At 64.4% G+C, this 23,830-nt stretch carries 25 protein-coding genes and 1 pseudogene; 6 read left to right on the top strand and 20 right to left on the bottom strand.

Annotated features, from left to right (window positions below):
• Position 1: 1 nt before the first annotated feature.
• The gene (rsmD, locus tag AC0L23_RS13245; RefSeq protein WP_018453470.1) at positions 2-556 is read right to left on the bottom strand and encodes a 16S rRNA (guanine(966)-N(2))-methyltransferase RsmD; all 555 of its coding nucleotides are present in this window, start codon (positions 554-556) and stop codon (positions 2-4) included.
• Positions 557-558: 2 nt separating this feature from the next.
• Positions 559-2,658 (bottom strand): pseudouridine synthase, encoded by a 2,100-nt coding sequence (locus AC0L23_RS13240; RefSeq protein WP_085383814.1) that lies wholly within the window; start codon positions 2,656-2,658, stop codon positions 559-561.
• Between the two features lie 120 nt (positions 2,659-2,778).
• Between AC0L23_RS13240 and AC0L23_RS13235 the strand changes: the two genes are divergently transcribed.
• Entirely contained in the window at positions 2,779-3,237 is a 459-nt protein-coding gene (locus AC0L23_RS13235; RefSeq protein WP_039798664.1) for a nucleoside deaminase, read from the top strand.
• Here the strand turns inward: AC0L23_RS13235 and AC0L23_RS13230 are convergent.
• Together AC0L23_RS13230 and purD are read right to left on the bottom strand one after the other, a co-directional pair.
• Positions 3,234-4,139, bottom strand: coding sequence for an alpha/beta fold hydrolase (locus tag AC0L23_RS13230; RefSeq protein WP_085358106.1), 906 nt, complete (start codon positions 4,137-4,139; stop codon positions 3,234-3,236). The two genes, AC0L23_RS13235 and AC0L23_RS13230, sit on opposite strands and share 4 nt — an antisense overlap.
• Positions 4,140-4,310: 171 nt before the next feature.
• Positions 4,311-5,594, bottom strand: a complete 1,284-nt coding sequence (purD, locus tag AC0L23_RS13225) for a phosphoribosylamine--glycine ligase (RefSeq protein WP_473357007.1) — start codon at positions 5,592-5,594, stop codon at positions 4,311-4,313.
• 152 nt (positions 5,595-5,746) lie between these two features.
• Between purD and AC0L23_RS13220 the strand changes: the two genes are divergently transcribed.
• Both AC0L23_RS13220 and AC0L23_RS13215 read left to right on the top strand, forming a co-directional pair.
• Entirely contained in the window at positions 5,747-6,376 is a 630-nt protein-coding gene (locus AC0L23_RS13220) for a hypothetical protein (RefSeq protein WP_018453465.1), read from the top strand.
• Positions 6,377-6,442: 66 nt separating this feature from the next.
• Positions 6,443-6,978 (top strand): annotated as a pseudogene (locus tag AC0L23_RS13215) (REP-associated tyrosine transposase).
• Between the two features lie 168 nt (positions 6,979-7,146).
• Here the strand turns inward: AC0L23_RS13215 and AC0L23_RS13210 are convergent.
• The 6 genes from AC0L23_RS13210 to AC0L23_RS13185 all read right to left on the bottom strand — a co-directional run bounded on the left by AC0L23_RS13210 (position 7,147) and on the right by AC0L23_RS13185 (position 12,306).
• Complete coding sequence (locus AC0L23_RS13210) at positions 7,147-7,512, bottom strand: response regulator (RefSeq protein WP_018453464.1); 366 nt, start codon at positions 7,510-7,512, stop codon at positions 7,147-7,149.
• Positions 7,505-9,685, bottom strand: coding sequence for a PAS domain-containing sensor histidine kinase (locus AC0L23_RS13205; RefSeq protein ID WP_018453463.1), 2,181 nt, complete (start codon positions 9,683-9,685; stop codon positions 7,505-7,507). Before AC0L23_RS13205 ends, AC0L23_RS13210 begins: the two co-directional genes overlap by 8 nt.
• A 257-nt stretch (positions 9,686-9,942) precedes the next feature.
• Positions 9,943-10,122 (bottom strand): hypothetical protein, encoded by a 180-nt coding sequence (locus tag AC0L23_RS13200; RefSeq protein WP_085357155.1) that lies wholly within the window; start codon positions 10,120-10,122, stop codon positions 9,943-9,945.
• A 323-nt stretch (positions 10,123-10,445) separates the two neighbouring features.
• Positions 10,446-10,745, bottom strand: a complete 300-nt coding sequence (locus tag AC0L23_RS13195; RefSeq protein WP_085361284.1) for a transcriptional regulator — start codon at positions 10,743-10,745, stop codon at positions 10,446-10,448.
• Complete coding sequence (locus tag AC0L23_RS13190; protein WP_085361283.1) at positions 10,745-11,299, bottom strand: hypothetical protein; 555 nt, start codon at positions 11,297-11,299, stop codon at positions 10,745-10,747. The genes AC0L23_RS13195 and AC0L23_RS13190 overlap by 1 nt, the downstream gene beginning before the upstream one ends.
• Complete coding sequence (locus tag AC0L23_RS13185; RefSeq protein ID WP_085385429.1) at positions 11,296-12,306, bottom strand: alpha/beta hydrolase; 1,011 nt, start codon at positions 12,304-12,306, stop codon at positions 11,296-11,298. Before AC0L23_RS13185 ends, AC0L23_RS13190 begins: the two co-directional genes overlap by 4 nt.
• Before the next feature lie 119 nt (positions 12,307-12,425).
• On the opposite strand from AC0L23_RS13185, the gene xseA reads away from it, so the two are divergent.
• The gene (xseA, locus tag AC0L23_RS13180; protein WP_085361282.1) at positions 12,426-14,066 is read left to right on the top strand and encodes an exodeoxyribonuclease VII large subunit; all 1,641 of its coding nucleotides are present in this window, start codon (positions 12,426-12,428) and stop codon (positions 14,064-14,066) included.
• Positions 14,067-14,330: 264 nt separating this feature from the next.
• Here xseA and AC0L23_RS13175 read toward each other — a convergent pair whose 3' ends face one another.
• A complete protein-coding gene (locus AC0L23_RS13175) occupies positions 14,331-14,501 on the bottom strand; it encodes a hypothetical protein (RefSeq protein ID WP_162496400.1) in 171 nt (56 codons plus the stop codon).
• Positions 14,502-14,724: 223 nt separating this feature from the next.
• Entirely contained in the window at positions 14,725-15,549 is an 825-nt protein-coding gene (locus AC0L23_RS13170; protein WP_085385430.1) for a dienelactone hydrolase family protein, read from the bottom strand.
• 175 nt (positions 15,550-15,724) lie between these two features.
• On the opposite strand from AC0L23_RS13170, the gene AC0L23_RS13165 reads away from it, so the two are divergent.
• Positions 15,725-15,952 (top strand): DUF2093 domain-containing protein, encoded by a 228-nt coding sequence (locus AC0L23_RS13165; RefSeq protein ID WP_007596922.1) that lies wholly within the window; start codon positions 15,725-15,727, stop codon positions 15,950-15,952.
• Positions 15,953-15,968: 16 nt separating this feature from the next.
• On the opposite strand, the gene AC0L23_RS13160 is transcribed toward AC0L23_RS13165, so the two are convergent.
• The gene (locus tag AC0L23_RS13160) at positions 15,969-16,274 is read right to left on the bottom strand and encodes a hypothetical protein (RefSeq protein WP_085361280.1); all 306 of its coding nucleotides are present in this window, start codon (positions 16,272-16,274) and stop codon (positions 15,969-15,971) included.
• A gap of 492 nt (positions 16,275-16,766) precedes the next feature.
• Between AC0L23_RS13160 and AC0L23_RS13155 the strand changes: the two genes are divergently transcribed.
• Positions 16,767-16,961: a hypothetical protein gene (locus tag AC0L23_RS13155; RefSeq protein WP_083926320.1), complete on the top strand. Its 195-nt coding sequence runs from the start codon at positions 16,767-16,769 to the stop codon at positions 16,959-16,961.
• 327 nt (positions 16,962-17,288) lie between these two features.
• Here the strand turns inward: AC0L23_RS13155 and AC0L23_RS13150 are convergent, their stop codons facing one another.
• From AC0L23_RS13150 to AC0L23_RS13120, 7 genes are all read right to left on the bottom strand, one after another.
• Positions 17,289-17,624, bottom strand: a complete 336-nt coding sequence (locus AC0L23_RS13150; RefSeq protein ID WP_007596925.1) for a GYD domain-containing protein — start codon at positions 17,622-17,624, stop codon at positions 17,289-17,291.
• 246 nt (positions 17,625-17,870) lie between these two features.
• A complete protein-coding gene (gene lpxK, locus AC0L23_RS13145; RefSeq protein WP_085361279.1) occupies positions 17,871-18,887 on the bottom strand; it encodes a tetraacyldisaccharide 4'-kinase in 1,017 nt (338 codons plus the stop codon).
• On the bottom strand, positions 18,880-20,226 hold the full coding sequence (locus AC0L23_RS13140; RefSeq protein ID WP_085361278.1) for a 3-deoxy-D-manno-octulosonic acid transferase: 1,347 nt from the start codon (positions 20,224-20,226) through the stop codon (positions 18,880-18,882). Before AC0L23_RS13140 ends, lpxK begins: the two co-directional genes overlap by 8 nt.
• Positions 20,189-20,902, bottom strand: coding sequence for a lysophospholipid acyltransferase family protein (locus AC0L23_RS13135; protein WP_085361277.1), 714 nt, complete (start codon positions 20,900-20,902; stop codon positions 20,189-20,191). Before AC0L23_RS13135 ends, AC0L23_RS13140 begins: the two co-directional genes overlap by 38 nt.
• Positions 20,899-21,141: a DUF4170 domain-containing protein gene (locus AC0L23_RS13130; protein ID WP_007596929.1), complete on the bottom strand. Its 243-nt coding sequence runs from the start codon at positions 21,139-21,141 to the stop codon at positions 20,899-20,901. Before AC0L23_RS13130 ends, AC0L23_RS13135 begins: the two co-directional genes overlap by 4 nt.
• A 60-nt stretch (positions 21,142-21,201) precedes the next feature.
• Positions 21,202-22,020: an inositol monophosphatase family protein gene (locus AC0L23_RS13125; protein ID WP_085361276.1), complete on the bottom strand. Its 819-nt coding sequence runs from the start codon at positions 22,018-22,020 to the stop codon at positions 21,202-21,204.
• Entirely contained in the window at positions 22,007-23,410 is a 1,404-nt protein-coding gene (locus AC0L23_RS13120; RefSeq protein ID WP_085385431.1) for a TldD/PmbA family protein, read from the bottom strand. Before AC0L23_RS13120 ends, AC0L23_RS13125 begins: the two co-directional genes overlap by 14 nt.
• Positions 23,411-23,830: the final 420 nt, after the last annotated feature.

The following is a 23,830-nucleotide window of genomic DNA, read 5'->3' as shown; positions in this document are numbered from 1 at the left end:
ATTACGGCCGCTTCAAAAACACGAACTCCGTGTCGTCATAAGCGCGCCGCTCCAATTCCTCGAAGCCTTCCGGCGTGACGAACTGCGCAGCCTTCGCCTCTTCCACCACGAGCAGCGCGCCCGGCGTGAGCCAGCCCCCGTCGCGCAAGCTCGCAAGCGCCTTCTCCGCAAACCCTTTGCCATAGGGCGGATCGAGGAACACCAGCGAGAACGGCTCGACCGGATGCGCAGGCCCGAGATCGGTGGCATCACGGCGATAGACTTTTGTCACGCCACCCAGGCCCAGCGTCTCGACATTATTCCGCAGCAGGGCGCGCGCTTCCGCGCCGTTGTCGACGAACAGCGTGAACTTCGCGCCGCGTGAAGACGCTTCGATTCCCAGCGCACCGGTGCCGGCGAAGAGATCGAGCACGCGCGCATCCGCAATCGGATCGTCATAGGCGTGCACGAGGATGTTGAACACGGACTCACGCAGGCGGTCCGCCGTGGGGCGGATGTCGCGCGAGGACGGTGAGGCCAGATTGCGCCCCTTCAATCGACCGCCGACGACGCGCAACGTCAGTCCTCCTTCGGCGCCAGATCGCGCTTGCCGTGATAGCCGCGCTTGGGACGGCGCGGCGGGCCGTAGCCGCTCGCCTCAGCCTCGTTGCGCTCGCGCGCTTCCTCGCTGCCGGTGCGTTGCACCAGCACGCGGCGGCCCTTGCGGTCGTTGATCACGCCGCGCTTGGTCGCCGGCTTCTTCTCGCGCGGCACGTCGTCGCCCTCATGCGAGGCAGATTTCTGCGGCACGTCGAACTGCGCACCCGATTTCTCGATGATCTTTTCGCCGAGCTGGTCGCGCAGCACGCGGGACTTGATCTCGTCGACCTGGCCCTCGGGGACCTCGCCGAGCTGGAACGGGCCGTAGGAGACCCGGATCAGCCGGTTCACCTCGAGCCCGAGATGAGCGCAGACGTTGCGCACTTCGCGGTTCTTGCCCTCGCGGATCGCGAAAACCAGCCAGACATTCGCGCCCTGGTCACGCTCCAGCGTGGCGTCGATCGGACCGTATTTGATGCCCTCGATCTCGATGCCGTTCTTCAGCTCGTCGAGCTGCGCCTGCGTGACGTCGCCATGGGCGCGGACACGGTAGCGGCGCAGCCAGCCGGTGTCCGGCAGCTCGAGCGTGCGCGCGAGCCCGCCATCATTGGTGAGCAGCAGCAGGCCCTCGGTGTTGAAGTCGAGCCGGCCGACGCTGATCAGCCGCGGCAGACCTTCGGGCAGATTGTCGAACACGGTCGGACGGCCCTCGGGATCGTCATGCGTCGTCATGAGGCCGCGGGGCTTGTGATAGAGGAACAGCCGCGTGCGCTCGCGCTCCGGCAACGGCTTGCCGTCGACAGTGACGACATCGTTCGAGGTGATGTCGAGCGCCGGCGAATTGATGACACGGCCGTTGACGCTGACGCGGCCCTGCGTGACCATCTCCTCGGCATCGCGGCGCGAGGCGAGGCCCGCGCGCGACAGCACCTTGGCGATACGCTCGCCGGCCTTCTTCGGCTTGGTCTCTTCCTCGCGGCGCGGCCGCCGCTCGGAATCACGATCGCGCTCGCGATAGGCGCCGCGACCGCCGAAGGCCGGACGCTTCTCGAAGATCCTGCTCTCGTCCTCGTTTTCGCGGCGTGGACGATCGCCGGAACGCGCTTCGCTGCGGGGATGCTCGTGCCAGTCGGAACGGCCCTCGGAACGCTCGCGCGGACGATCGAATTTCGGGCGATCGCCGCCGCGATCGAACCTCGGACGATCATCGCGAGGACGATCGTCGCGCGAACGGGAAAAGCGCGGACGGTCTTCGCCACCGCCATGCCGATCGTCGCGCTTCTGCCAGGGCTTGTCCCCACCGCGGTCGCTGCCGCCAAAATCCTTGCGCGGACCCTTGCTGAAGTCCTTGCGCGGCGGCCGGTCGCCGCGAGGCGCCGCATCGCGCTTCTGCCAGGGTTTCGAATCGCTGCGCTCGCTGCGATTGCGGTCCGGTGCGCCGCGCGAAAACTTCCGCTCGCCGTCGAACTTGCGTTCCGGACGGTCGCCACGCGGCGCATAAGGTCGCTTGTCGCCAAACTTCGCGTCACCGGTTCGGCCGGCCGGACGGGAATCGTCGCGATCCCTGCGCGGCGGACGGTCATCACGCCCATAGGACGGGCGATCACCGCGCGGCTTGAACGGCCGCTTGTCGCCATCGCGCGAGGGGCGATCAGAAAATGGGCGGTCACCACGGGGCTTGAACGGGCGCTTCTCGCCGTCGCGCGACGGACGATCGGAAAACGGACGGTCTTCACGCGGCTTGAAGGGACGATCGCCGCGCGGCTTGAAGCTGCGCTCGCCACGATCCTCGCCGCGCGGCCGGTCTTCACGTGGCCGGTCTTGGCGATTGAATTTCGGGCGGTCGCTGAAGTCGCGGCGCGGGGCATCGCCCTCCTCGCGGCGGCGGAATGATGGACGGCTGTCGCGGTCGCCGCGGGGCGGGCGGGCGTCGCCTTTGTCCCCGGGAGGGCCGCGCTTGGCGAACTTCTTGTCGGGTCCGCGTGGCTTGCCGGAGCGGCCCTTGGCGGGGCCGCCCTTGGCCGGGCCGCGATCACGCCGGCCGCGGGAATCGTTGTCTTTGTCGCTGTCGCGAGGCATGAATAATCTCACTCAGGGGATGGCCAGAAAGCATTGTGCGCGCTCGTCTCGAGCCGCATGCTCAGGCAAATTCGGTCAAGCACTTCTGCTGAAGGCGCAGCTACTAGCAGGTTTCTCGCGATGATACGAGGCTTGAAAGCCCCCTCTTTCATGGATTTGGCGCTCAAAACGGCCGAAAACGCCGGAAAGGCGGGCGAAGTTCCGATCGGATGCGTCGTGGTCCGCAATTACGAGGTCATCGCCACCGCGGCGAACCGGACGCTGACCGACTACGACCCCACGGCCCATGCCGAGATCGTTGCGCTGCGCGAGGCGGCCAAAAAGATCGGCAGCGAGCGTCTGGTCGACTGCGACCTCTACGTGACGCTGGAGCCGTGCACCATGTGTGCGGGCGCGATCTCGTTTGCAAGGGTGAGGCGCCTGTATTACGGCGCCGCCGACCCCAAGGGCGGCGCGGTTGAATCAGGTGTGCGGTTCTTCACCTCGCCGACCTGCCATCACGTCCCGGATGTCTATTCCGGGGTCGGCGAAAGCGAGTCGGCGCGGATGCTGAAGGACTTCTTTCGCGAGCGGCGCTAAGGCGCGGCAAAGAACTCGCGCAGCGCCTTCGCGGTGACGCCGGGATTTTCCTCGGTGAGGAAGTGGCCGGAATCCACCGGCATGCCGTCCACGTTCGTCGCCCATTGCTTCCAGATGTCGAGCGGGGTGGCGGCGGCTTGCGCCACGCCGGCATTGCCCCACAGCGCCAGCATCGGAATGGTGATCTTCTTGCCGGCCTCGAAATCGGCCTTGTCGAGATCGTAGTCGAAATAGGCGCCGGCGCGATAATCCTCGCACATCGCGTGGACGCGGGCGGGATCGCGGAACGGGGCGATGTAGTGTTCGAGCGCACGCTTGTCGATCGCATCGAGCGTCTTCGATTTGGTCTGGCTCGCCATCTTGAAGCGCAGGAAGAACTCGCCATTGCTCGCGACCAGCGTCTCCGGCAGCGGATAGGGCTGCGCCAGAAAAGTCCAGTGATAGATCTTCAGCGCATAGGCGCGGTTCATCCGCTCCCAGTAATTGTAGGTCGGCAGGATATCGAGCACCGCAAGCTTCGACAGCCGGCCGGGATGATCGAGCGCCAGCCGATACGAGACGCGGCCGCCGCGATCATGGCCGGCGAGCGCGAAGTGCACGTGGCCGAGGCGCTCCATCGCCGCGACCATGGCCTTGGCCATCGCGCGCTTGCTGTAGGGCATGTGCAGCGCGTCGCTCTCGGGCATGTCGGACCAGCCATAGCCGGGCAGATCGGCGATGATCAGCGTGAACCGGTCGGCCAGCTGCGGCGCCACGCGGTGCCACATCACGTTGGTCTCGGAGAAGCCGTGCAGCAGCAACAGCGGCGGTCCCTTGCCGCCGACGCGGGCGAAGATGCGGCCGAAGGAGGTGTTGATCCATTCGGAGGCGAAGCCGGGATAGAGGTCGGCGAGATCGGACATCTTCTGCATCCTTATCTGTCAGCGTGGGATCTGCTCGGTCTTGAGAATGCCCCAAAACAAAAAAGTCGAAAAACAACCCCATGCACAGTAGCTAAGTCCAACAGCCGCCTACACAAATTCGGAGTGCCGACGGGCACGGCGGAAATTGCGCGCGCGTGCGAAAAAAGCGTGTCAGCCCTTGGACTTCTCGGCGTCCACGGCCTGCCAGCCGATGTCGCGGCGGCAGAAGCCTTCCGGCCAATTGATGCGGTCGACGGCCTGGTAGGCGCGCACCTGCGCTTCCGTCACGGTCTTGCCGAGCGCGCAGACATTGAGGACGCGGCCGCCATTGGCGAGGATGGCGCCGTCCTTCTCGACCGTGCCGGCGTGGAAGATCTCGGCGGTCTCGACCTTGGCGGCGTCATCGAGCCCCTCGATCCGCGTGCCTTTCTGGTAATCGCCGGGATATCCCTTTGCCGCCATCACCACCGTGAGCGCGGCCTCCGGATGCCAGCGCAGGTCAAAGTTCTTCAGCTGCCCGTCGCAGGCGGCGAGGAAGGCCGGCACGATGTCCGACATCATCCTGAGCATCAGCACCTGGCACTCGGGATCGCCGAAGCGGACGTTGAACTCGAACAGTTTTGGCCCTTGCGTCGTCAGCATGATCCCGGCGTAGAGAATGCCGCGAAACGGCGTGCCGCGCTGCTTCATGCCTGATACCGTCGGCAGAATGATCTTGGCCATGATCGCGTCATGGATCGCCGGCGTGACCAGCGGCGTCGGCGAATAGGCGCCCATGCCGCCGGTGTTCGGGCCGACGTCATGGTCGAACACGCGCTTGTGGTCCTGCGCGGAGGCCAGCGGAATGGCGGTCTCGCCGTCGCACAGCGCGAAGAAGCTGATCTCGCGGCCCGGCAAGAACTCCTCGATCACGACCTCGGCGCCGGCCTCGCCAAAGGTGCCGTCGAACATCATGGCGATGGCGTCCTCCGCCTCGCGCACCGACTTGGCGACGACGACGCCCTTGCCGGCGGCAAGACCGTCGGCCTTGACCACGATCGGCGCGCCCTGGCCCTGGACGTAGGCACGCGCATCGGCGGCGTTGGTGAATCGCTTGTAGGCGCCGGTCGGAATGCCGAACTCGGTGCACAGCGCCTTGGTGAAGCCCTTCGAGCTTTCGAGCTGGGCGGGGATCCTGTCCGGCCCGAACGCCTTGATGCCGGCGGCGGTGAGGTCATCGACGATACCGGCCGCCAGCGGCGTCTCCGGGCCGACCACCACGAGCTCGACCGCATTCGTCTTGCAGAAGTCGATCACGGCGGCATGGTCGGCGACATCGAGCGCCACGCATTCCGCCTCGCGCGCGATCCCGGCATTGCCCGGCGCGCACCAGAATTTGGTCACCAGGGGAGAGGCCGCGATCTTCCACGCCAGGGCATGTTCGCGACCGCCGGAACCAAGCAGGAGAATGTGCATCGAGGGCTCAGAAATGAGGGATTTGCTGGGGGCGGAGGTCGCACGAATCGGGGCCGGGCTCAAGGGGGCGGCGCCCGAACTCCCCGTCATTCCAGCGCTCGCCGCTGAGGCGCGAGCCCGAATTCATCGGGACCATACGCAGACGACCAGCGATGGGATTGACCGGCTCTCCTGCTCTCAAGCTCAACTTGCTTACCCAAATCCTTCAAGATGGCCATCTCGTAGATGACGCGTCCCTTGTCGAAATCGCCAGTGCCATTGTGGCGGCACGTTTGCCGGACAATAGTTGGGTACGTGGACACATCAAACAAACGCTAAGTGGTCTCGGTTCTTCGTCTATATGGAGCTTGTATGCCCAAATCTGGCTTGCTTCGAAGTACTCATCGAACGATGAACTCATGGCAATAATTGACACGAAGGCCTCCATGTGGGGAAGCAACGAGCATCTCACTCGATTAGTCGCAGGAATGTTTTCCAGATTTGTTGGCTCTCCGCTTCAATCAAAGTTTGAGGCAATACTTCGCAAGGCAGGGGGCTTTGCTACCTCAAGTGTAACGCAGCTTCACCGCGAGCTTGCTAATACCGTTGCTGGCTTCACAGCCATCAGAAAGTTCATCGTTGCTCACAACACTTCACTTCCAAATCGCATTTCGCACGCAAAGTTTTTGATGCTCCTCTCGCTCCTTCGGAACGCGGGCATTGCGCCGGTGGCAGTAACCCAGTTGAAAACCATCCACGCAGTCGCTCTAACGGACCCATTTTACGCTCACCTTGTACCGTAAGCAGCCCGTAGGATGGGTTGAGCCCTTGCGAAACCCATCGCACTTGTTTCGTGGTAACGTCCCGTCATGACCGCGTACCGCCGCAACTTTCTTCCGGGTGGGTGCTTCTTCTTCACGGTCAACCTGGCGGAGCGGAAGCTAGCGTTGCTGACGGATCATATCGGGTTGTTGCGCACGGCGTTTCGTGAAACGCACCGACGCCATCCATTCACGATCGATGCCATCGTGGTGCTGCCTGATCACCTTCACACGGTGTGGACGTTGCCAGAAGGTGGTGCCGATTTTGCAATGCGCTGGCAGTTGATCAAATCCACCTTTTCGCGCGGCTTGGCGCGCAACGAGAGGATATCCCCAAGCCGCGCGGCCAAAGGTGAACGGGGCATCTGGCAAGCAGATATTGGGAGCATACCATTCGCGACGAAGCTGATTTCGCGCGGCATGTAGACTATGTTCATATCAATCCGGTCAAGCACGGGCTCGTCGACAGAGTCCGTGACTGGGCGCCCTCCTCGTTTCATCGCCACATAAAGTTCGGCAATTACCCGGCCGATTGGGCCGGCGATCAGTCGGATGACGGCCGCGATTTCGGAGAACGGGGATAGAGAAGCGATGGGTTTCGCAAGGGCTCAACCCATCCTACGAGCTTTGTACCAGTAAAGCAGCGTTGGCCCCTTGATGCCTCGGACCCCGGAGAATCGTACTCGCTTTCGGCACCTGCACACGGCGCCCGGATCGGCATCCGACGCAAGGAAACGCGCGAAGCCGTCCTGCTATGGGAGCGCCAGAATCGCCCGCAATTTCTCGTTCAACTGATCGATAGAAAACGGCTTGCCTATCGCGGGCGAACTGTTGAACTCCTCCTCGAGCGGAGGTCCGCCGTAACCCGTGCTGAACAGGAAGGGAATCCTTCGCTCCCGCAAGATGCGAGCTACCGGAAAAACAAGTTCGCCAGCCAGGTTCACATCAAGGAGCGCCAAATCGAACGATGCCGTCGTCGCGAGTTCGCACGCCTTTTGTACGTGGGCTGCTGAGGCAACGACCTTCAAGCCCAGTTCCTCAAGCATATCTTCGAGCATGAGGGCCACAAGGCCCTCATCTTCGACCAGGAGAACCTTGGCGCCGGACAGCTCAACCATTGGACGCTGCAGGCATAATGGGAAACACCATGCGGCAGCGAGTGCCCTCCGGCTCGAATACCAGATCGAACTCACCTGCGAGATCATGCTCGACGCAACGTTCCATCAACCGCGTGCCGAAGCCGCGCCGCTTTGGAGGCGTAACAGGTGGTCCGCCACGTTCGTGCCATTCGCAATCCAGCACGGCTTGCGAGCGCTCGCCGGCGCTGATCCGCCAAGTGAGCGAAACTGATCCATTCGGCACTGAGAGTGCGCCGTACTTCGCCGCATTGGTCAGAAGCTCGTTGAGCACCATGGTGATGCTAAGTGCCATGCGGGCGTCTAGTTCAACGTGCGGCCCGCTAGTCAGCACCCGTCCGCCCGACATCGGAGCGACGATATCGTGGACGAGCTTTTCGAAAGGCGTATCCTGCCAGTTTCGCTTCGTCAGCAGGTCATGTCCGCGGGCGAGCGCAAGCAGCCGTCCCGTGAAGGTCGGCAGAAATTCCTGCAGATCGGCGGCGTGACGGGCGGTCTGGTTCGCCAGAGATTGCACCGTGGCCAGGGTGTTTTTCACACGGTGGTTTAGTTCGTCGATGAGAGCCTTTTGAGCGTTCTCGGCGTTCTTCCGCTCGCTAATGTCGACGAGCATGTTGATGGCGCCGACAAGATTGCCGTCCGCGTCGCGCAGCGGCGTTGGAAAAGGAATAAACGGCACGCGTCTGCCGTCTGGACGTTCGGCCACCGCTTCGGCACCGCGAACCGGCCGGTTTTCGCGCAGCGCAACAGCCATCGGGCATTCATTGTGCGGCAGCGGCGAGCCGTCGGGCCAATAGAGCTTCCAGGTCACACACCATTCGTCGCCTGGCTGCGGCGTTCTGCCCGCCATCTCGACGGCAGCCCGATTGAAGAAATTAATGCGCCCCTTGGCGTCCGTCGTGTAGATGGCTGCTGGCAACGCCTCGAGGAGATCGCGCATGCGCTGCTCGCCTTCACGCAAGCGATCCTCCAGTTGCTTGGTGGTGGTGACATCCTGAGCGACCCGCACGCCATAAAGGAAGCAGCCTTCCGAATCCCGCACCGACGAACTGAAGATATCCAGATGGCGAACGGACCCGTCAGGCCGTAGTACACGCTTGCGAACCGTGTAGTTCTCGATGTCGCCGCGGACTTGCCGCGCGTACAATTCGGCATCTTCGGTCTGATCGTTGGAATCGGTGTAGTCGAGGAAGGTCATCCCCAACAGTTCGTCGCGTTTGCGCGCGGTGATGCGGCAGAGGGAATCATTCACCCGCAAGAAGCGACCGTTCTCGTCGGTCTCCGAAATGCCGACGCTGGCGGCCTCATAAGTCGCCGCAAGCCGCGCCTCACTTGCTTGCCGTGCCTCTTCGGCAGCATGCAGTTCGGTGACGTCGGTCGTGAAGCAGCGCGTGTTGACAAACTTGCCGTCCACAATGCGGCTGTTCGAGGTAATCAGGACATGCTTGATCGTGCCGTCGCGGGCGCGCAGCCGGGCAGGGTAGCGCTGCAGCGGCTCACCGCACGAAAGACGCTGGAGAATATCGCCAATCACGGGAGCGTCGGCGTGGAACTCGGCGACATGACGCCCGATATACTCCTCGGGCCGGTACCCAAGCAGATCCAATTCGGCCTTATTGGCGCGAATGATAATTCCCTCGCCACTGACGATGTGAAGGCCCACCGCGCCGTTGTCGAAAAAGTCCTGCAGATCCTGCGTCGTGCGGCGGACTTCCTCCTCGACCTGCTTGCGTCCGGTGATGTCCTGGAAGCAATTGATGGCGCCCTGGATGCGACCAGAAAAGTCGCGCAACGCCCGGATGTTGACCATGGCCGTGAAGCGAGAGCCATCCGGCCGCGCCATTATCACTTCGGCATTGCGCGTCGGCGTTCCCGCGCGAACGGCGGTGGCCATGGGGCAGTCGGCATGCGCGAGGGGAGTTCCATCCAGCAGGTAGAGCTGGTGTGAACCGCAGAAGCGCTCCCTCCCAACATCAGGTGTGCGCCCCCACAGCACCACAGCCTCCGCGTTATAGGCGACCAGCAGCCCCTCCGCGTCACAGAGATAGACTGCGCCCGGAATGGCATCGAGCGCGGCAGCGCCGGCCGCAACCAGGGCCTCGAACTCTGTGGGGCGGTGCCGGGCGGAGAGTGGGAATTCTTCTACGTTCGACATGCGGGTGCCCGGCTCTCGGGGGCGAGAGGAACGACGACCCGATACGAGCGTCGTTCGTGCAATAAACATGGGCGGACGCCCCTCCGGCCCGCCGAACTGCTCTTAACGCATCACGGGCCCCTTGGTTCCCCCCGTAGGTACGGGTTCGCGAGGGTCCGCTAATGGCGGTTATCGGCGTCAGGACAAGCTGATGAGCATGTCCGCTAAGGGCCGCCTGACCGGGGACATTGCATGGCCGCGACCGCCACTGAGCGGCCTTACTGTCTTGTGTGGTGCTTGAGAACAGTGACGCGCCGATCTCTGTGCCACACTTCTAAATCGTGGCCGTCGAGCAGCTGTCTCGCTTTGGCTGTGGCCTCCTCGTCGTCGGCGCAATCCATCTCATGAACGCCGCTGATCCGCCCGTCCTCGCCCATGATATAAGCGCGGTAGTCCATCGCACGCGTTTCCCCGTTGGGAACGTTTTACCTCCCAGTTACGGGGCGCGGCTTTAACATAGATTAATCGATGTCGTGGGTGCCTCAATCGTCGCAATGAGCTCCTGGCACTTGAAGATGCGGACGGTTTTGAAGAAGCGTGTATCGAGATAGCTTTGGACCCGCAGCAATCGGGCATCGCAATGCCGGCAATCCCCAAATTGATATGGACTATCGTTGTACGGGCGAGCCTCGCAGGTCAGCTTCGGGTCACAAGCCATCGATCATGCCCGAGGTGGGAGACTTCCGCTTTGCGTTGGTAAGCCGACATTTATGAGTACGTCCTACCCCTGCTTCCCCGCAATAATCTCCTGCAACGTCGCGACATGCCGCGCAAACGCGGCGCGGCCGGCGGCTGTGGCAGTCACCGTGGTCTGCGGCTTCTTGCCGACGAACGCCTTCTCCACCGACACGTAGCCTGCTTTCGCCAGCGTCTCGATATGCGCGCCGAGATTGCCGTCGGTGGCGCCGGTGAGCTTTTTCAGCCGGGAAAATTCCAATCCTGCGGTGGCCGGCAGCGCGTTCAGTGCCGCCATGATCTTGAGCCGCAACGGCTGGTGGATGATGTCGTCGAGCTCGGCCATCAGATCCGCCGCATCCAGAGGCCGCCGAGGATCAGGCCTCCGCCATTGACGAAGGCCATCCAGAGCGGGAACGCCTCGCCGATGTAGAAATAGCCGATCAGCGTCAGCGCGGAGATACCGAGACCGATCGCCATGAAGGCATAGCCGAACCAGAGACCCGCCAGCGAATAGAACAGCATGAAGTAGAGCGGCCAGAACGTGCCGAGCTGGCGCGGACCGAAATGACCGATCACGCTGGTGCAGAGATAACCGAAGGCGAAGAAGAGCGCGAACACCAGAAGCAGTCTGATGTTGAAGGCGACGCCATGGGAATAATGTGGCGGATTGAGAATGCGCAGCGCCACCAGACCGCCGGCGCCCAAAACGTCCACGGCAACCCAGGCGTAGCCCGCATAGACCGGCCAAAGCCAGGTCACGAGATTGCCCGCGAACACCAATGCGCCCCACCAGACGGCAGCAAAGCTCGCCAGCTCGTAGAGCTGCGATTGCTTCACGCGCTGGACGATGTCGTCGATATCGGCCAGCGCCGCCGAGGCTTCCTTGCTGTCGATCATGACTGCCCTGTCCCGCGCGTCGCCACATCGTCGGCGATGACCGAGATCGCCTTCGGGTTGGTGACGATGCCCATATGGTTGATGCCGTCGATGATCTTGACGTCGACCGACGGCTTCACCGCCTGCACGGTCTCCGCGTACTTGTCCGAGATCATCATCTCGTCCTCGGCGCCGCCGAAGATCGTGATCGGGCGGGTCGTCGCCGGAAAATCGGTGCGATAGCCGCGCGTTGCGAAATTGCGCGTCAGGCGGTCCGAATAGGTCGAGACGAGATATTTTGCCGAACTCGCCGGCACGGCGAGAGCGAGCACCGGAAGCTGCGAACAGCAGTCGATGCCGATCTTGCGCAGCGTGGCCAGCGCGAAGAAGCGCGGCAGGTCGACATTGGCCCAGCCGCCGGCATGCGGCTTGTTGGTCGGCGCGTCATAGCCGAGATAGGGTGCGAGCAGCACGGTGCGCACGAACATGTCCTGCATGATCGGCGTCGCGGCGACGCGCAGCGAGAAGCCGGCGCCGGCGGAATGGCCGATCAAGGTGAGCGGCAGCTCCGGCGCGGTCTTGCGGATTTGAGCGACGAAGTCGACGAGGTCGTCCTCGAGCTGGCCGACATAGCCGATGTCGCCGCGCGTGCCGGAGCCGCCATGGCCGCGGATGTCGAGCGCCCAGGTCTCCACCCCGCGCGCGGCGATGGCATGGGTCAGGGCATGATTGACGGTGCCGCTGGAGCCGGACGAGCCGTGGATAAAGATCGCGCCGCGGCCCGTTGCAAGACCATTGGCAGCGTAGTGGCGGAAGCCGATCCAGGTGCCGTCGCGGGCCTGGAAACGCTCGAGCGGAGGCAGTGTGGACCAATCGATGCCCTTGGCGGAGTCGGAGACCGATCGCATCTCCGGCGGCCGCTCCAGCGGCGTTGCGATCATCACGGCCAGGATCAGCGCCACACCGCCGACCGCACACAGAGCCCATTTCAGTCCGTTCAAAACGCCGCGCAGCACTCGAATTGCCATGATCCACTCCCCTTAAACCGATCAACTATAGAGGACTCTATACTGCAGAGTACTCTTTTGGTCAATACGCGGATTGGCGCGGCGCTGCAAAAATCCTTAACGTCGGGTCTGATCCCCACATGCCGAATCGTTTGCCGATGCCGTCAGCGGAACCCCTGCTCAACACTCCCGAATTCACCGTCTCGGAGCTCTCCCAGTCCCTGAAACGGACGGTCGAGGACACCTATGGCCATGTCCGGGTCCGCGGCGAGATCTCCGGCTTCCGCGGCGCGCATTCGTCGGGCCATTGCTATTTCGCGCTCAAGGACGAGAGCGCCAAGATCGAGGCGGTGATCTGGAAGGGCGTGCACGGCCGCATGCGCTTCAAGCCCCAGGAGGGGCTCGAGGTCATCGCCACCGGCAAGCTCACGACCTATCCGGGGTCCTCGAAATACCAGATCGTGATCGAGGCGCTGGAGCCGGCCGGCATCGGCGCGCTGATGGCGCTGATGGAGGAGCGCAAGAGGAAGCTCGCCGCCGAAGGCCTGTTCGACGAGGCGCGCAAGCAGCTTTTGCCGTGGCTGCCGGAGGTGATCGGCGTGGTGACCTCGCCGACCGGCGCCGTGATCCGCGACATCCTGCATCGCCTGGAGGACCGCTTTCCTCGCCACGTGCTGGTATGGCCGGTCAAGGTGCAGGGCGAAGGCTCGGCCGAGCAGGTCGCGGCCGCGATCCGCGGCTTCAATGCGCTGCCGGAGGGCGGCAAGATTCCGCGCCCCGACGTGCTGATCGTCGCGCGCGGCGGCGGCTCGCTGGAGGACCTGTGGTCGTTCAACGAGGAGATCGTGGTCCGCGCCGCGGCCGAGAGCATGATCCCGCTGATCTCGGCGGTGGGGCATGAGACCGACATCACGCTGATCGATTTCGTCGCCGACAAGCGCGCACCGACGCCGACGGCGGCGGCCGAGATGGCGGTGCCGGTGCGCAGCGATCTCTTCGTCGAGGTCGGCGATCTCGGGCGACGCACCCGGTCCTGCTGGCAACGCGGCCATGAGAGCCGCCGCAGCGAGCTGCGTGCCGCCGCGCGCGCGCTGCCGGCCGCTGGCGATCTGCTGGCGATCCCGCGGCAGCGGCTGGATTCGGCGGGCGCGTCCCTGCCCCGCTGCCTCAAGGCCAACACGCATGCACATTTCCGCAGGTTCACCGCCGCAGGCGCCAAGCTGACATTGCGGGTGCTGCACGGCCAGATCGCGCAGGCTGATCATCGCCTCACCGTGTGCGGCGAGCGGCTCGGCCTATCCGCACGCTCGCTGCTGCGGCGGCGGCGCGACCACTTTGCCGGGCTCGAGGTGCGCTTGCGCGCCTCGAAACTCTCCAATGCGCAGGCGCAGCGCAACGCGATTCACCGCCAGCGCGAGCGCACGCATCGCCTGGCCGAGCGCGCAGGCCGTGCGCTGGTGACGCTGCTCCAGCGGCTCGATGCCCGCGTCGAGAACAGCGGCAAGCTGCTCTCCGCCTTGTCCTATCGCGGCGTGCTCGCGCGCGGCTTTGCCCTGGTGCGGGACGAGGCCGGCCATCCGCTGCATTCGGCGAATGAGATCGGTCCCGGCGCACGGGTCGAGATCGAGTTTGCGGATGGCCGTGTCGGTGCGACCGCGGATGCGGATCGGCCCGCGGCTGCAGCGAAGCGCGCGCCGGCGCAAGCGAAGCCAGCCGCGCAGGACGCCAAGCCTGCGCCGAAGCGCGTGGGCAAGCCGGTGGATCAGGGGAATTTGTTTTAGGCGGAGGGCGGCGTTCCACCCTCGGTGTCATTCCCCGCCTTGTGCGCAATTGCGCACAGGAGCGGGGAATCCAGTACGCCGCGGCGTCTCGATCCATCACAGCCGCCTCGGCCTACTGGATCGCCCGGTCAAGCCGGGCGATGACAGCGAGTGTGTGGGACGCGTGTCACGAACTCGCTGTCGTAGCCCACATGAGCGTAGCGACATGCGGGACCGGCGGCCCCGGATATCGCTACGCTCATCCGGGCTACAAGACTGCGCGTCTCAGCGGCAGGACAAGCCCGCGTCGATCGTGGTCCAGAAGCCGCAATGTTCCGGCGCACGCATTGGCGCGCCGGCATGGGCTTCAAACAGGAAGACCGCGACGGTGAAGACGATCAGGGCGGAGGAGAACAGGACGAAGCGGTTGCGCATGGGATTGCGTTTAATCGACATCGTGGTCGAATGATGGCGTCGTTACGAAATGAAACCATCACGGCGCGCGATCCGGAGAGTCACGGTCGGCCATGATCCGTGCAGGGCGGTGGTCGATGTGGGGCTGTCCGCTGTTGTTCCCTTGGGCGGCCCCGCTCGCCACATGTAGCCCGCATGAGCGCAGCGACATGCGGGACAGGCCTACCCGGATATCGCTACGCTCATCCGGGCTACGGCACTGCCATCATCGCGCCAGCCACTCCACGACTTCCTTCTGCGACTCCGCGCGCGCTGCCGCATCGGTGCCGAGATGGCCGTGCTCGGGCGCGGCGGCGTCGGTGCTGCCGCTCGCTGCATGCAGCGGGGTGTTGGCGCGGTCGAAATCGTGATAGGCGCCGGGATAGACCACGATGCGCGCGAGCGCGCTGCGGCCATGCGCACCATCGACCATCTGGCGGCAGGCCGGCGGCGACGAGACGTCGTCATTGCCACCGATCAGCACCAGCGTCGGCACCCGTGTGCTCCACCCGAGGCCGGCGGAAATCCTGCAGTCCGGATAGAACGCGATCGCGGCGCGGAAATCCGGGCCCGTCTCGCGCGCAAGGTTTTGCGGACGCACGGCCCAGAGCAGCGCGCTGGCGCCGTTGGCCCAGCCCATCAGGCTGACACGGTCGCGCGCAACCCAACTCTGTTTCATCAACCAGGCGCGCGACGCCGCGATATCGGTGACGCGTTCGCGCCGCGCCTTGACGTGGATCTCCTTGACGCGGCATTGCGGCCCGAGCTCGCGCGAGCCGTAGCTGTCAGGGAGCAGCACGGCGTTGCCGGATTTGAGCAGCCGCTCGGCCCAGTCGCGGTAGCGCGGCAGGACGGAATCGGAATGGCCACCGAGGCCGCCGCAGCCGTGGAGCGCGATCACGGTCGGAAACGGCCCGGTGCCCTCGGGCTTGTAGAGCTGCGCATGCAGCACGCCGGACGCCAGCGGAATCTCGACCGGCTGCGGCGCCGGCGAGCCGTGCGCGGCCGAGATCAGGAAGGTCAGGAACAGGGCGGTGAACGGAAGGCGCATCGAACTTTGCCGTTGGATCCTTCGCTCAAGCACTATCACGCGGAAACGGCGCCAAAACATCACAAACCGGTGGGTTTACCGGGCGGACAAGCCACCCTATCTATGCTACATCCCGTCCAACACATCGTGCCCTCCCAGGTGATCCCGGAGCGGCCTTCCACGGAGACTTTCGACCGTGCTGAACAAGTTCGGCCCCTCGGGCCATGGCGAAGCGCAGGTGCAATATCTCGACGGCGATTTCCGCGTGATCTCGCCGGGGACCTTCGTGCGTTGCGCGATCACCGATACGCGCATCCCGCTCGACGAGTTGAAATACTGGAGCGTGGACCTGCAGGAAGCCTACGCCACGCCCGCCGCCGTGCTCGAGCGGCATTACCCGGGCGCGCCCAAGCCGCAGGCGTGAGGCCGCAGCCGCGCGTCTATCGCTGCTCCGCGCCATCCGCGCCCACGCAGGTCTTGATGAAACTCTTCCTGGTCTCGCCGACGATCTTCTGATCGATCGCCTGCTTCAGGCAATCGAGCCGCGCCTGCGCCATGCAGAGCTGCATCTGGTCGCGCTTGTCCTGTCCCTTCAGGCTCGCCGTCGCGGAAAGACACGTCGCGCGCTTGGTCGCGGGGACCGGCACTGTGGCGGTGGACGCCGCCGGCGGTGCCGTCTGTGCAAACACCGGCGCCACGATCAGACCCACAAGACTGGCGGCAACGGCGGCGGACGGCAACTTCATCGCATTCTCCTGAGCGTCTGAAAACGATAGGAGCTTGCGATGAATGGCGCCTGAATGGCAGGCTGCTGTCGATGGGCAAAGCGCAGCTGCCCTGCCGGCATAGCACGAGCGGTGCAGCTTTTTCACGAGGCATGTTCGGACGCATCGGAAATGCTGCTCTCACAGCCGAGATGATTTCCGTTATGCCAATCCGCGTTGCATCGAAGAGTGCTTGCACTCCATGGTTAGTTATTTCGCGTTGTGGTTGGATTCTTTGTTGCGATTGGCGCTCTTAGGTTGTTTGACGAAGTCTTGGTGAAACAAAGCGCCGCTATGCTTCATCTTAGGTAACTGGCCCTGCTCTTTTTATCGCACAGACAATCAAGTCAGCCAAGCGGCCACTGAGCTCTGGAATTGGCGCAGTCTGTGAACGGGCTCATATCGAAGAGCCATCTGTCGGGCTACGATCACCTCGAAAATTTGCGGTGGAATATCTGTAATCGAAAATCAACGATGGGGGTGATCATGCCCACCATATTAGACCTGCTCTATCGTGAATATTGCCGCGCCCGCCTCGCTGAAATGCGGAAACAGCTTCTGATCGCAGCTGAACGCTTTGAAGCTCTCGACGCGCATCATCATCCGGATCAGGGTGACGATGAGAGGACGGACGCACAACGCAAGACCGGTCGCCGCGCGCCGAATTGAAGCGGCCCGAGACCGGCGATCTCTCCCCGTACCAGTGACCAAGCAGTTGGCAACAGTTTGGGAGGCAGCAATGAATACACCCGAGTACTATACCGCCATGGTGGCCTGCGTCTCATGCCTGACCATTATCGGATTGATGGCCGTTGGGGCGTGGTGAGCATGATTGACTGCTGAACGCCGCGGACGCAGCACGCACCGGACAGCATGGTTCGTCAACGCAGGCTGGAAGGCCTTCGCCTTGCCTCGGTTGCAGACGTGATTCTTGCTGTGAGGTGAGCGTTGCCGCCGCTTCCTTCGACTGCGGCGGCTTCGCTTTAGATCCGGATGTCAGCTTCCGGGCGGAGTATACGAAGAACGCAGCTTCGCCGCGTTCTGGCGAACCTGCTTGATCTCGTCCTGCGTGAACAGCCGCGTCAGTTTCACGTTCTGCAGGGTGCCCGCCGTGACGGTCAGGCCGGAGATGGCCGGAGCCGCACCCGGATCAGGCACATCGAAAATCACCAACACGCCTGGGCCGTCGGCCGCAACGCTGAACATCGAAATCAGCTTTCCGCCGGCCGCTTCGATGAGTTTTCTTGCCGCCTCCTGACGATCGGTCTTGGGGTTCTCCAAAATGGCATTGAGAGCGCGGGGTGTGTATTGTCCGGTGAGGCAAAAATGCATGGCATGTTCTCCTCTGGGTTTTTGGCAATGACTTTCCCTGCCGTTCCGAACTCGTCGTTACGGCCGCTGCATCTGAAATGATGAAGGTACTGCCCGCCGTGGGCATAAACGCCGTCGATGATTTCCGGGAGTTCGGCACGTCCCGGTGACGGCTCTCATGCGAGGCTACATCAACTCCCGAACGTGCGGAAGGAAATTCATCAGTGCGACATGTCGTCCCGATCAGATCTCGCCCACCTTACGAGATCATCGCCTGGAAAACCGCCGCTCGCGCGCCTTGTAGAGATGATCGCTGATCAATTGCCGAAGCGCAACCGGGTCATCGAACTCGAGCTGCACCGCGAAAGGCACGATGTCATCCGGCACGCCTTCGCGGCCGTGCAGACGTGCGAAATCCTTTTCCGTCGTCACCAGCGTTTGCTGCGCGCGCCGCGCCTCCGCAGCGACGGCTGCGATCTCCTCGTTCGAAAACATGTGGTGATCGGCGAAGGCGCGCGTGCGCGCGAGCTCGATGCCGCTGGCGCGCAACGTACGGAAGAACCGTTCGGGATCGCCGATGCCGGCGAACGCGAACACCGGCTTGCCCAACAGTCTTGCGACCGCCTCGGCGTCGGGTTTCAGCCGCGCGCGCAGTTCCGGCTTGTTGCGCCTGGCTAGCTCGGCGGCGACACCATCGGCGGCGCGGCCGCCGCCGATCACGACCAGCGCGTCGGTGCGCGCGAGCTGCGCCTCCAGCGGCGCACGCAGCGGACCGGCCGGAAACACCTTGCCATTGCCGAGGCCGCGCTCGCTGTCGATCACGATCAGCGAGGTGTCCTTGAGAAGACGCGGGTTCTGGAAACCGTCGTCCATCAGGATCACGGTGGCGCCTTGCGACTTCGCCAGCACGACGCCGTCGAGGCGGTCGCGCGCGACCGTGACGGGAACGTCGCGCGCCATCATCAGCGGCTCGTCGCCGACGTCGGACGCGGTGTGACGCATGCGGTCGACCATTACCGGGCCCCTGAGGCTACCGCCATAGCCGCGGCTGAGCACCACCGGCGTCTCGCCGAGCTCGCGCAGGAGCTTCGTCAGTGCCAGCACGGTCGGCGTCTTGCCGGCGCCGCCGACATGGTAGTTGCCGACGCAGATCACGGGGATGCCGGCGTCGACGCCCGCGCGCAGCATCCGCCGTTCGGTGATCGCGCCGTAGAGCGCACCCAGCGGCCCCAATGCGTACGATTCGAGCGAACGTGGCCGGTACCAGAAGGCCGGCTCACGCATTGGCGGCCCCCATCTCGATCCGCAACTGCAGAAGATAAGGCTCGAGCGCGGTCATGGTGCGGTTGAGCGCGCCGCCGAGATCCTCGACCACGCCGGCGCCCGATTGCTGGATCTTGTGACGCACGGCAGGATCGGCGAGCAGCTGGCCGAGCTGCTTGATCAGCAGCTCCTGCGTGTCGGCCTGGCGCGCACCGCCGCTGTGATCGAGCGCCTCGTAGACGTCGGCGAAATTGAAGACGTGCGGACCATGGACGATGGCCGCGCCGAGCTTGATCGCTTCGATCGGATTCTGGCCGCCATGGTGGATCAGCGATCCGCCCATGAACACGATGTCCGAGAGGCGATAGAACAGGCCGAGCTCGCCCATGGTGTCGGCGACATAAACGTCGGTGGTCGCCGTCGGCAGCTCGTCGCGCGAGCGCAGGGCCGGCTTCAGGCCGGACGCCGTGATCAGGCCCGTGATCGAGGAGCCGCGATCCGGATGGCGCGGCACGATCACGGTCAGGAGCTGCGGGAAGAATCCGCTGAGGCTGCGATGCGCCGCCACCAGCATCTCCTCCTCGCCCGGATGGGTCGAGGCCGCGACGATGATCGGACGCCCGCGCGTCATCGCCATCAGCCGTTCGAGCTTGGCAGGATCGGCCGGCGGCGCCGGCACGTCGAGCTTGAGATTGCCCGTGGTGACGACGTCCCGGCCGCCGAGCGCCGAGAAGCGCTCGGCATCGGTCTTCGACTGCGCCAGACAAATGTCGAAACGCGACAGCAGCGCCGAGATGGTGCCCTGCATGCGGCGCCAGCGCGGGAACGAGCGCGGCGACATTCGCCCGTTGATCAGCACCATCGGCACGCGGCGCGCGGCGCCTGCCAGGATCAGGTTCGGCCACAGATCGGATTCGATGAACAGCGCCAGCGACGGCTTCCAATGGTCGAGGAAGCGCGCGACATAACGCGGGGAATCATACGGCACGTATTGATGGATGACGTCGGGCGGAAAGCGCTTTGCGACAATGGCAGCCGACGTGACGGTGCCCGAGGTGAGCAAAATGCGCAGGTTCAGATCGCGCAAGCGCTCGATCAATGCCGCCGCGGCGAGGACCTCGCCGACGCTGGCGCCATGAATCCAGACCAGCGGGCCGTGCGGCCGCACGTCCCGGGACAGGCCGCGCCGTTCGCCGACGCGCGCGGGATCTTCCTTGCCCTGCTTCAGGCGCCGCTTGATCAGCACAGGCGCGAGCGGCACCAGGCCGCGCGCCAGGCGCCGGTACATCCGCAGCGTCAAAGGCAGCGAGCCGGGCAGCGATTTAGGCATCTGCAGGTCCCGGCCGGCCGAGTTGCGCATAGGCGCGGCGGGTCGCCTCGTTCAAGGTCTCCTCCAGCTCGAGCCGCAGCGCTTCCATGGTGGCGGCGTCCGCATCCGGTGGAACGTGGATTTCCTTGATGCCGACCAATGCGCCCCGCCCGAACGGCAGGTTGATGGTGGTGCGGTCCCAGTTCTTGAGCCGGACGAAGCGGCTGGTCGCCATCGCAAAAGGCATGATCGGCCGCCCCGATTCCCGTGCCAGCATGATGATGCCGAGCCCGGCCACGCGCGAGCGCTTGGGGACGTCGGCGGTCAGCGCGACATTACAACCGTCCTGGAGCGTCCGCACCATTTCCTTGAAGGCACCGACCCCGCCTTTGCGGTGAAACGCGCCGCCATGGTCGCCGGACCCGCGGATGGTGCCGATGCCGAGCCGCTCGGCGGCAATCGCGTTGAACTCGCCGTCGCGGTGACGGGAGATCAGGACCCTGGCCTTGTACCAGTCCTTGTTCTTGATGAAGGGGGTGAGGAAATGCTGGCCGTGCCAAAACGCGAAGATCGCCGGGATCTGCGGTTCGACGCGGTCATAGACGTCGGGCGGATCGAACGTGAATTTGTTCGTCCGCCACACCAGACGCAGATATTCCGCCGCCAGGATTCCGACGGCACGCTGGACGAAACTGCTCCTCAGCGTATTGCGAAGCAGCTTTTTCAACGCGCCGGTTCTTGATTCGGGTCGAGCAGCCGGTGGAGATGGACGATGAAATAGCGCATCTGCGCGTTGTCGACCGTGCTCTGCGCCTTGGCACGCCAGGCGGCGTGCGCGGTCGCATAGTTCGGATAGAGGCCGACGATCTCGACGTCGTCGAGGTTCTTGAAGGTGTTGTGCTCGAGATCGACGAGCTCGCCGCCGACGACGAGGTGGAGCAGTTGTTGCGGGGCACTATCTGGCATCGGTTCTGTTCCTAACGGGCTGCCCGGCAAAGCAGTGTTCGACAAGCACGAGAAAGCGCTTCACGGCAAGGGGCGGTTTCGAAAATGCGAGACAATGTTCGCATGACGATCGCGACCCGCTGCCACCAGCACCCCATGCGTGACTTGCCGGCGGTTATAGAGGATGGGATCTCCGGAGAGATCGCTCATCCTACCATCGGCTTCCTGCACGATCAAATCCGCCGCCGCAAGGTCCCAATCATGACTGTTGCCGCCCGCAAAAGCCGCATCCAGCGCGCCATGAGCGACCCGGCACAGACGCAGCGCGAGCGAACCGATTCGCGGATGCAGCTTGATCTCGCCCAGTGACGGCTTCAGGCGCTCGACCAGGGGCTTCGGACCCGCGACCCGCGAGAAGCCAAGCTCGGATCCCGACGTCGCCCGCACCGGCACCTCGTTGAGGGTCGTGCCGTGGCCGCGGGCGGCGAAAAAGAACTCTTCGCTCGTCGGCGCGAACACCGCGGCCAGCACTGGCGAGGCATCCTCGACCAGCGCCACGCTGACGCACCATTCGTCATGGCCATTGAGATAGTTGCGGGTGCCGTCGATGGGATCGACGATCCAGGTCATCCGCCGCGACAGCCGCACCTCGTCGTCGGCGCTCTCCTCCGACAGCCAGCCATAGTCGGGCGTCGCCGCGCGCAGGCGCGCTTCCAGGAGATCGTTGACGGCAATGTCGGCTTCCGAGACCGGCGAGGACGCGCCCTTGGTCCACTTCTTCAGCTCGGTGCGGAACATCGACTGCGCGAGTGCGCCCGCCTCCCGCACCGTCTCTTGCAGCAGCGCCGCGTCGCGCGTCAGGATGGCTTCACCGGTTGCGTTCGCGTCAACGTCCGCCAAGCGTCAAACCCTCGATGCGCACCGTCGGCGCATTGACGCCGTAGCGGAACTCGAGATCGTTCGCCGGCTGCATCGACTTGAAGATCTCGAACAGATGGCCGGCGATCGTCACCTCGCTCACGGGATAAGTGAGTTCGCCGTTCTCGATCCAGAAGCCGGAGGCGCCGCGGCTGTAATCGCCGGTCACGCCGTTGACCCCCGAGCCAATCAAATCGGTGACGTAGAACCCCTGCTTGATGTCGGAGATCAGCTCGGCCGGCGTGGGAGTGCCGGGTTCGAGATGCAGATTATACGGCCCGGGCGACGGCGAGGAGGAGACGCCGCGATGGGCATGGCCGGTGGTGGTGAGACCGAGCTCACGCGCGGTGGCGCAATCGAGCAGCCAGGTCGTCAGCACGCCTTCTTCGATCAGCGCGATCTTCTTCACGGCAACGCCTTCGGCGTCGAACGTCTGCGAGCGCAGGCCGCGTTTGCGCAGGGGATCGTCGATGATGCGGATGTTCTTGGCGAACAGCTGCTGGCCGAGCTTGTCCTTCAGGAAACTGGTCTTGCGCGCGATCGAAGCACCATTGATGGCGCCGACGACGTGACCGACCAGCGAGCCCGCGACGCGCGGATCGAACACCACAGGCACCTTGCAGGTCTCGACCTTGCGCGGATTGAAGCGCGCCACGGTGCGCTCGCCCGCGGAACGGCCGACGATCTCCGGTGACAAGAGGTCTACACCATGCGGCGCCGAGGTGAAGTCGTAGTCGCGCTCCATGCCGGTGCCGTCACCGACAATGGCGGTGGCGGAGATGCCCTGGCTGGACCGCAGATAAGAGCCGTGGAAGCCGGTGCTGGTGACGAGCACCATGCCGCCCATGCCGGCGGAGGCCGAGGCGCCGCCGGATTTGGTCACGCCCTTCACAGCGAGCGCCGCAGCCTCGGCTTCGAGCGCGCGGCGCTCGAGCTCCGAGGTCGCGGGCACGTCAGGGTCGAGCAGATCGAGATCGGGGAAGTCGCGCGCGAGCAGTGCGGGATCGGCAAGGCCGACATATTTGTCGTCGGGCGCGACGCGCGCCATCGCAACCGCTCGCTCGGCAAGCTTGGTCACGGCATCGCCGCTGGCGTCGTTGGTCGAGACCACCGCCTGGCGTCGGCCGACCAGCACGCGCAAGCCGACATCGTCGCCCTCGGAACGTTCGGATTCCTCGACCCGGCCGTCGCGCACCTCGACGCCTTGCGAGACGCCACGGACGGCGACCGCATCGGCCGCATCCGCGCCGGCGCGCCTGGCAGCCTCTACCAGCCGCTGCGCGAGATCGGAGAGCGCAGACTGGTCGAACAGGTCGCGGCTGGCTGTGGACGAATCCTTGGGCGAAAGCGTCGAGCTTGGTGAAGGGTTCACAAACGAAATCCTGTTGGGTCGGGCTGCGGGACCGGAACCCACAGATGTGCCCTGATCGCGCGGACTTCAAGCATTTTCAGCCCACCAAAAGCTCAGATTCGCAGCTTGTGCGCAACGTCTCGTCAATCATGCGCGCCAAGGTCTTGTCAATCATGCGCGGCGGTGAGGTTGGATTAACCAGCCTTTTTAAGCGGTTTCGGAAAGGCACGCGCTAAGGTCCTCGCATCGACCGGGAACATAATCCCGGCGGGGAGAACTAAAGCCGTGAGGCGTCAAACAGCAACAAGCGGGATCGCTCCCGCCGGGGGGGGGGGGGGGGGGGGGGGGGGGGGGGGGGGGCGGGGGGCGGGGGGGGGGGGGGGGGCGGGGCGCGGGGGGGGGGGGGGCGGCGGGGGGGGCGGCGGGGGGGGGGGGCCGGAG

It is taken from the genome of Bradyrhizobium sp. MI1.4 (genome assembly GCF_055811315.1).
This window is presented reverse-complemented; position numbering and strand designations above follow the sequence as displayed.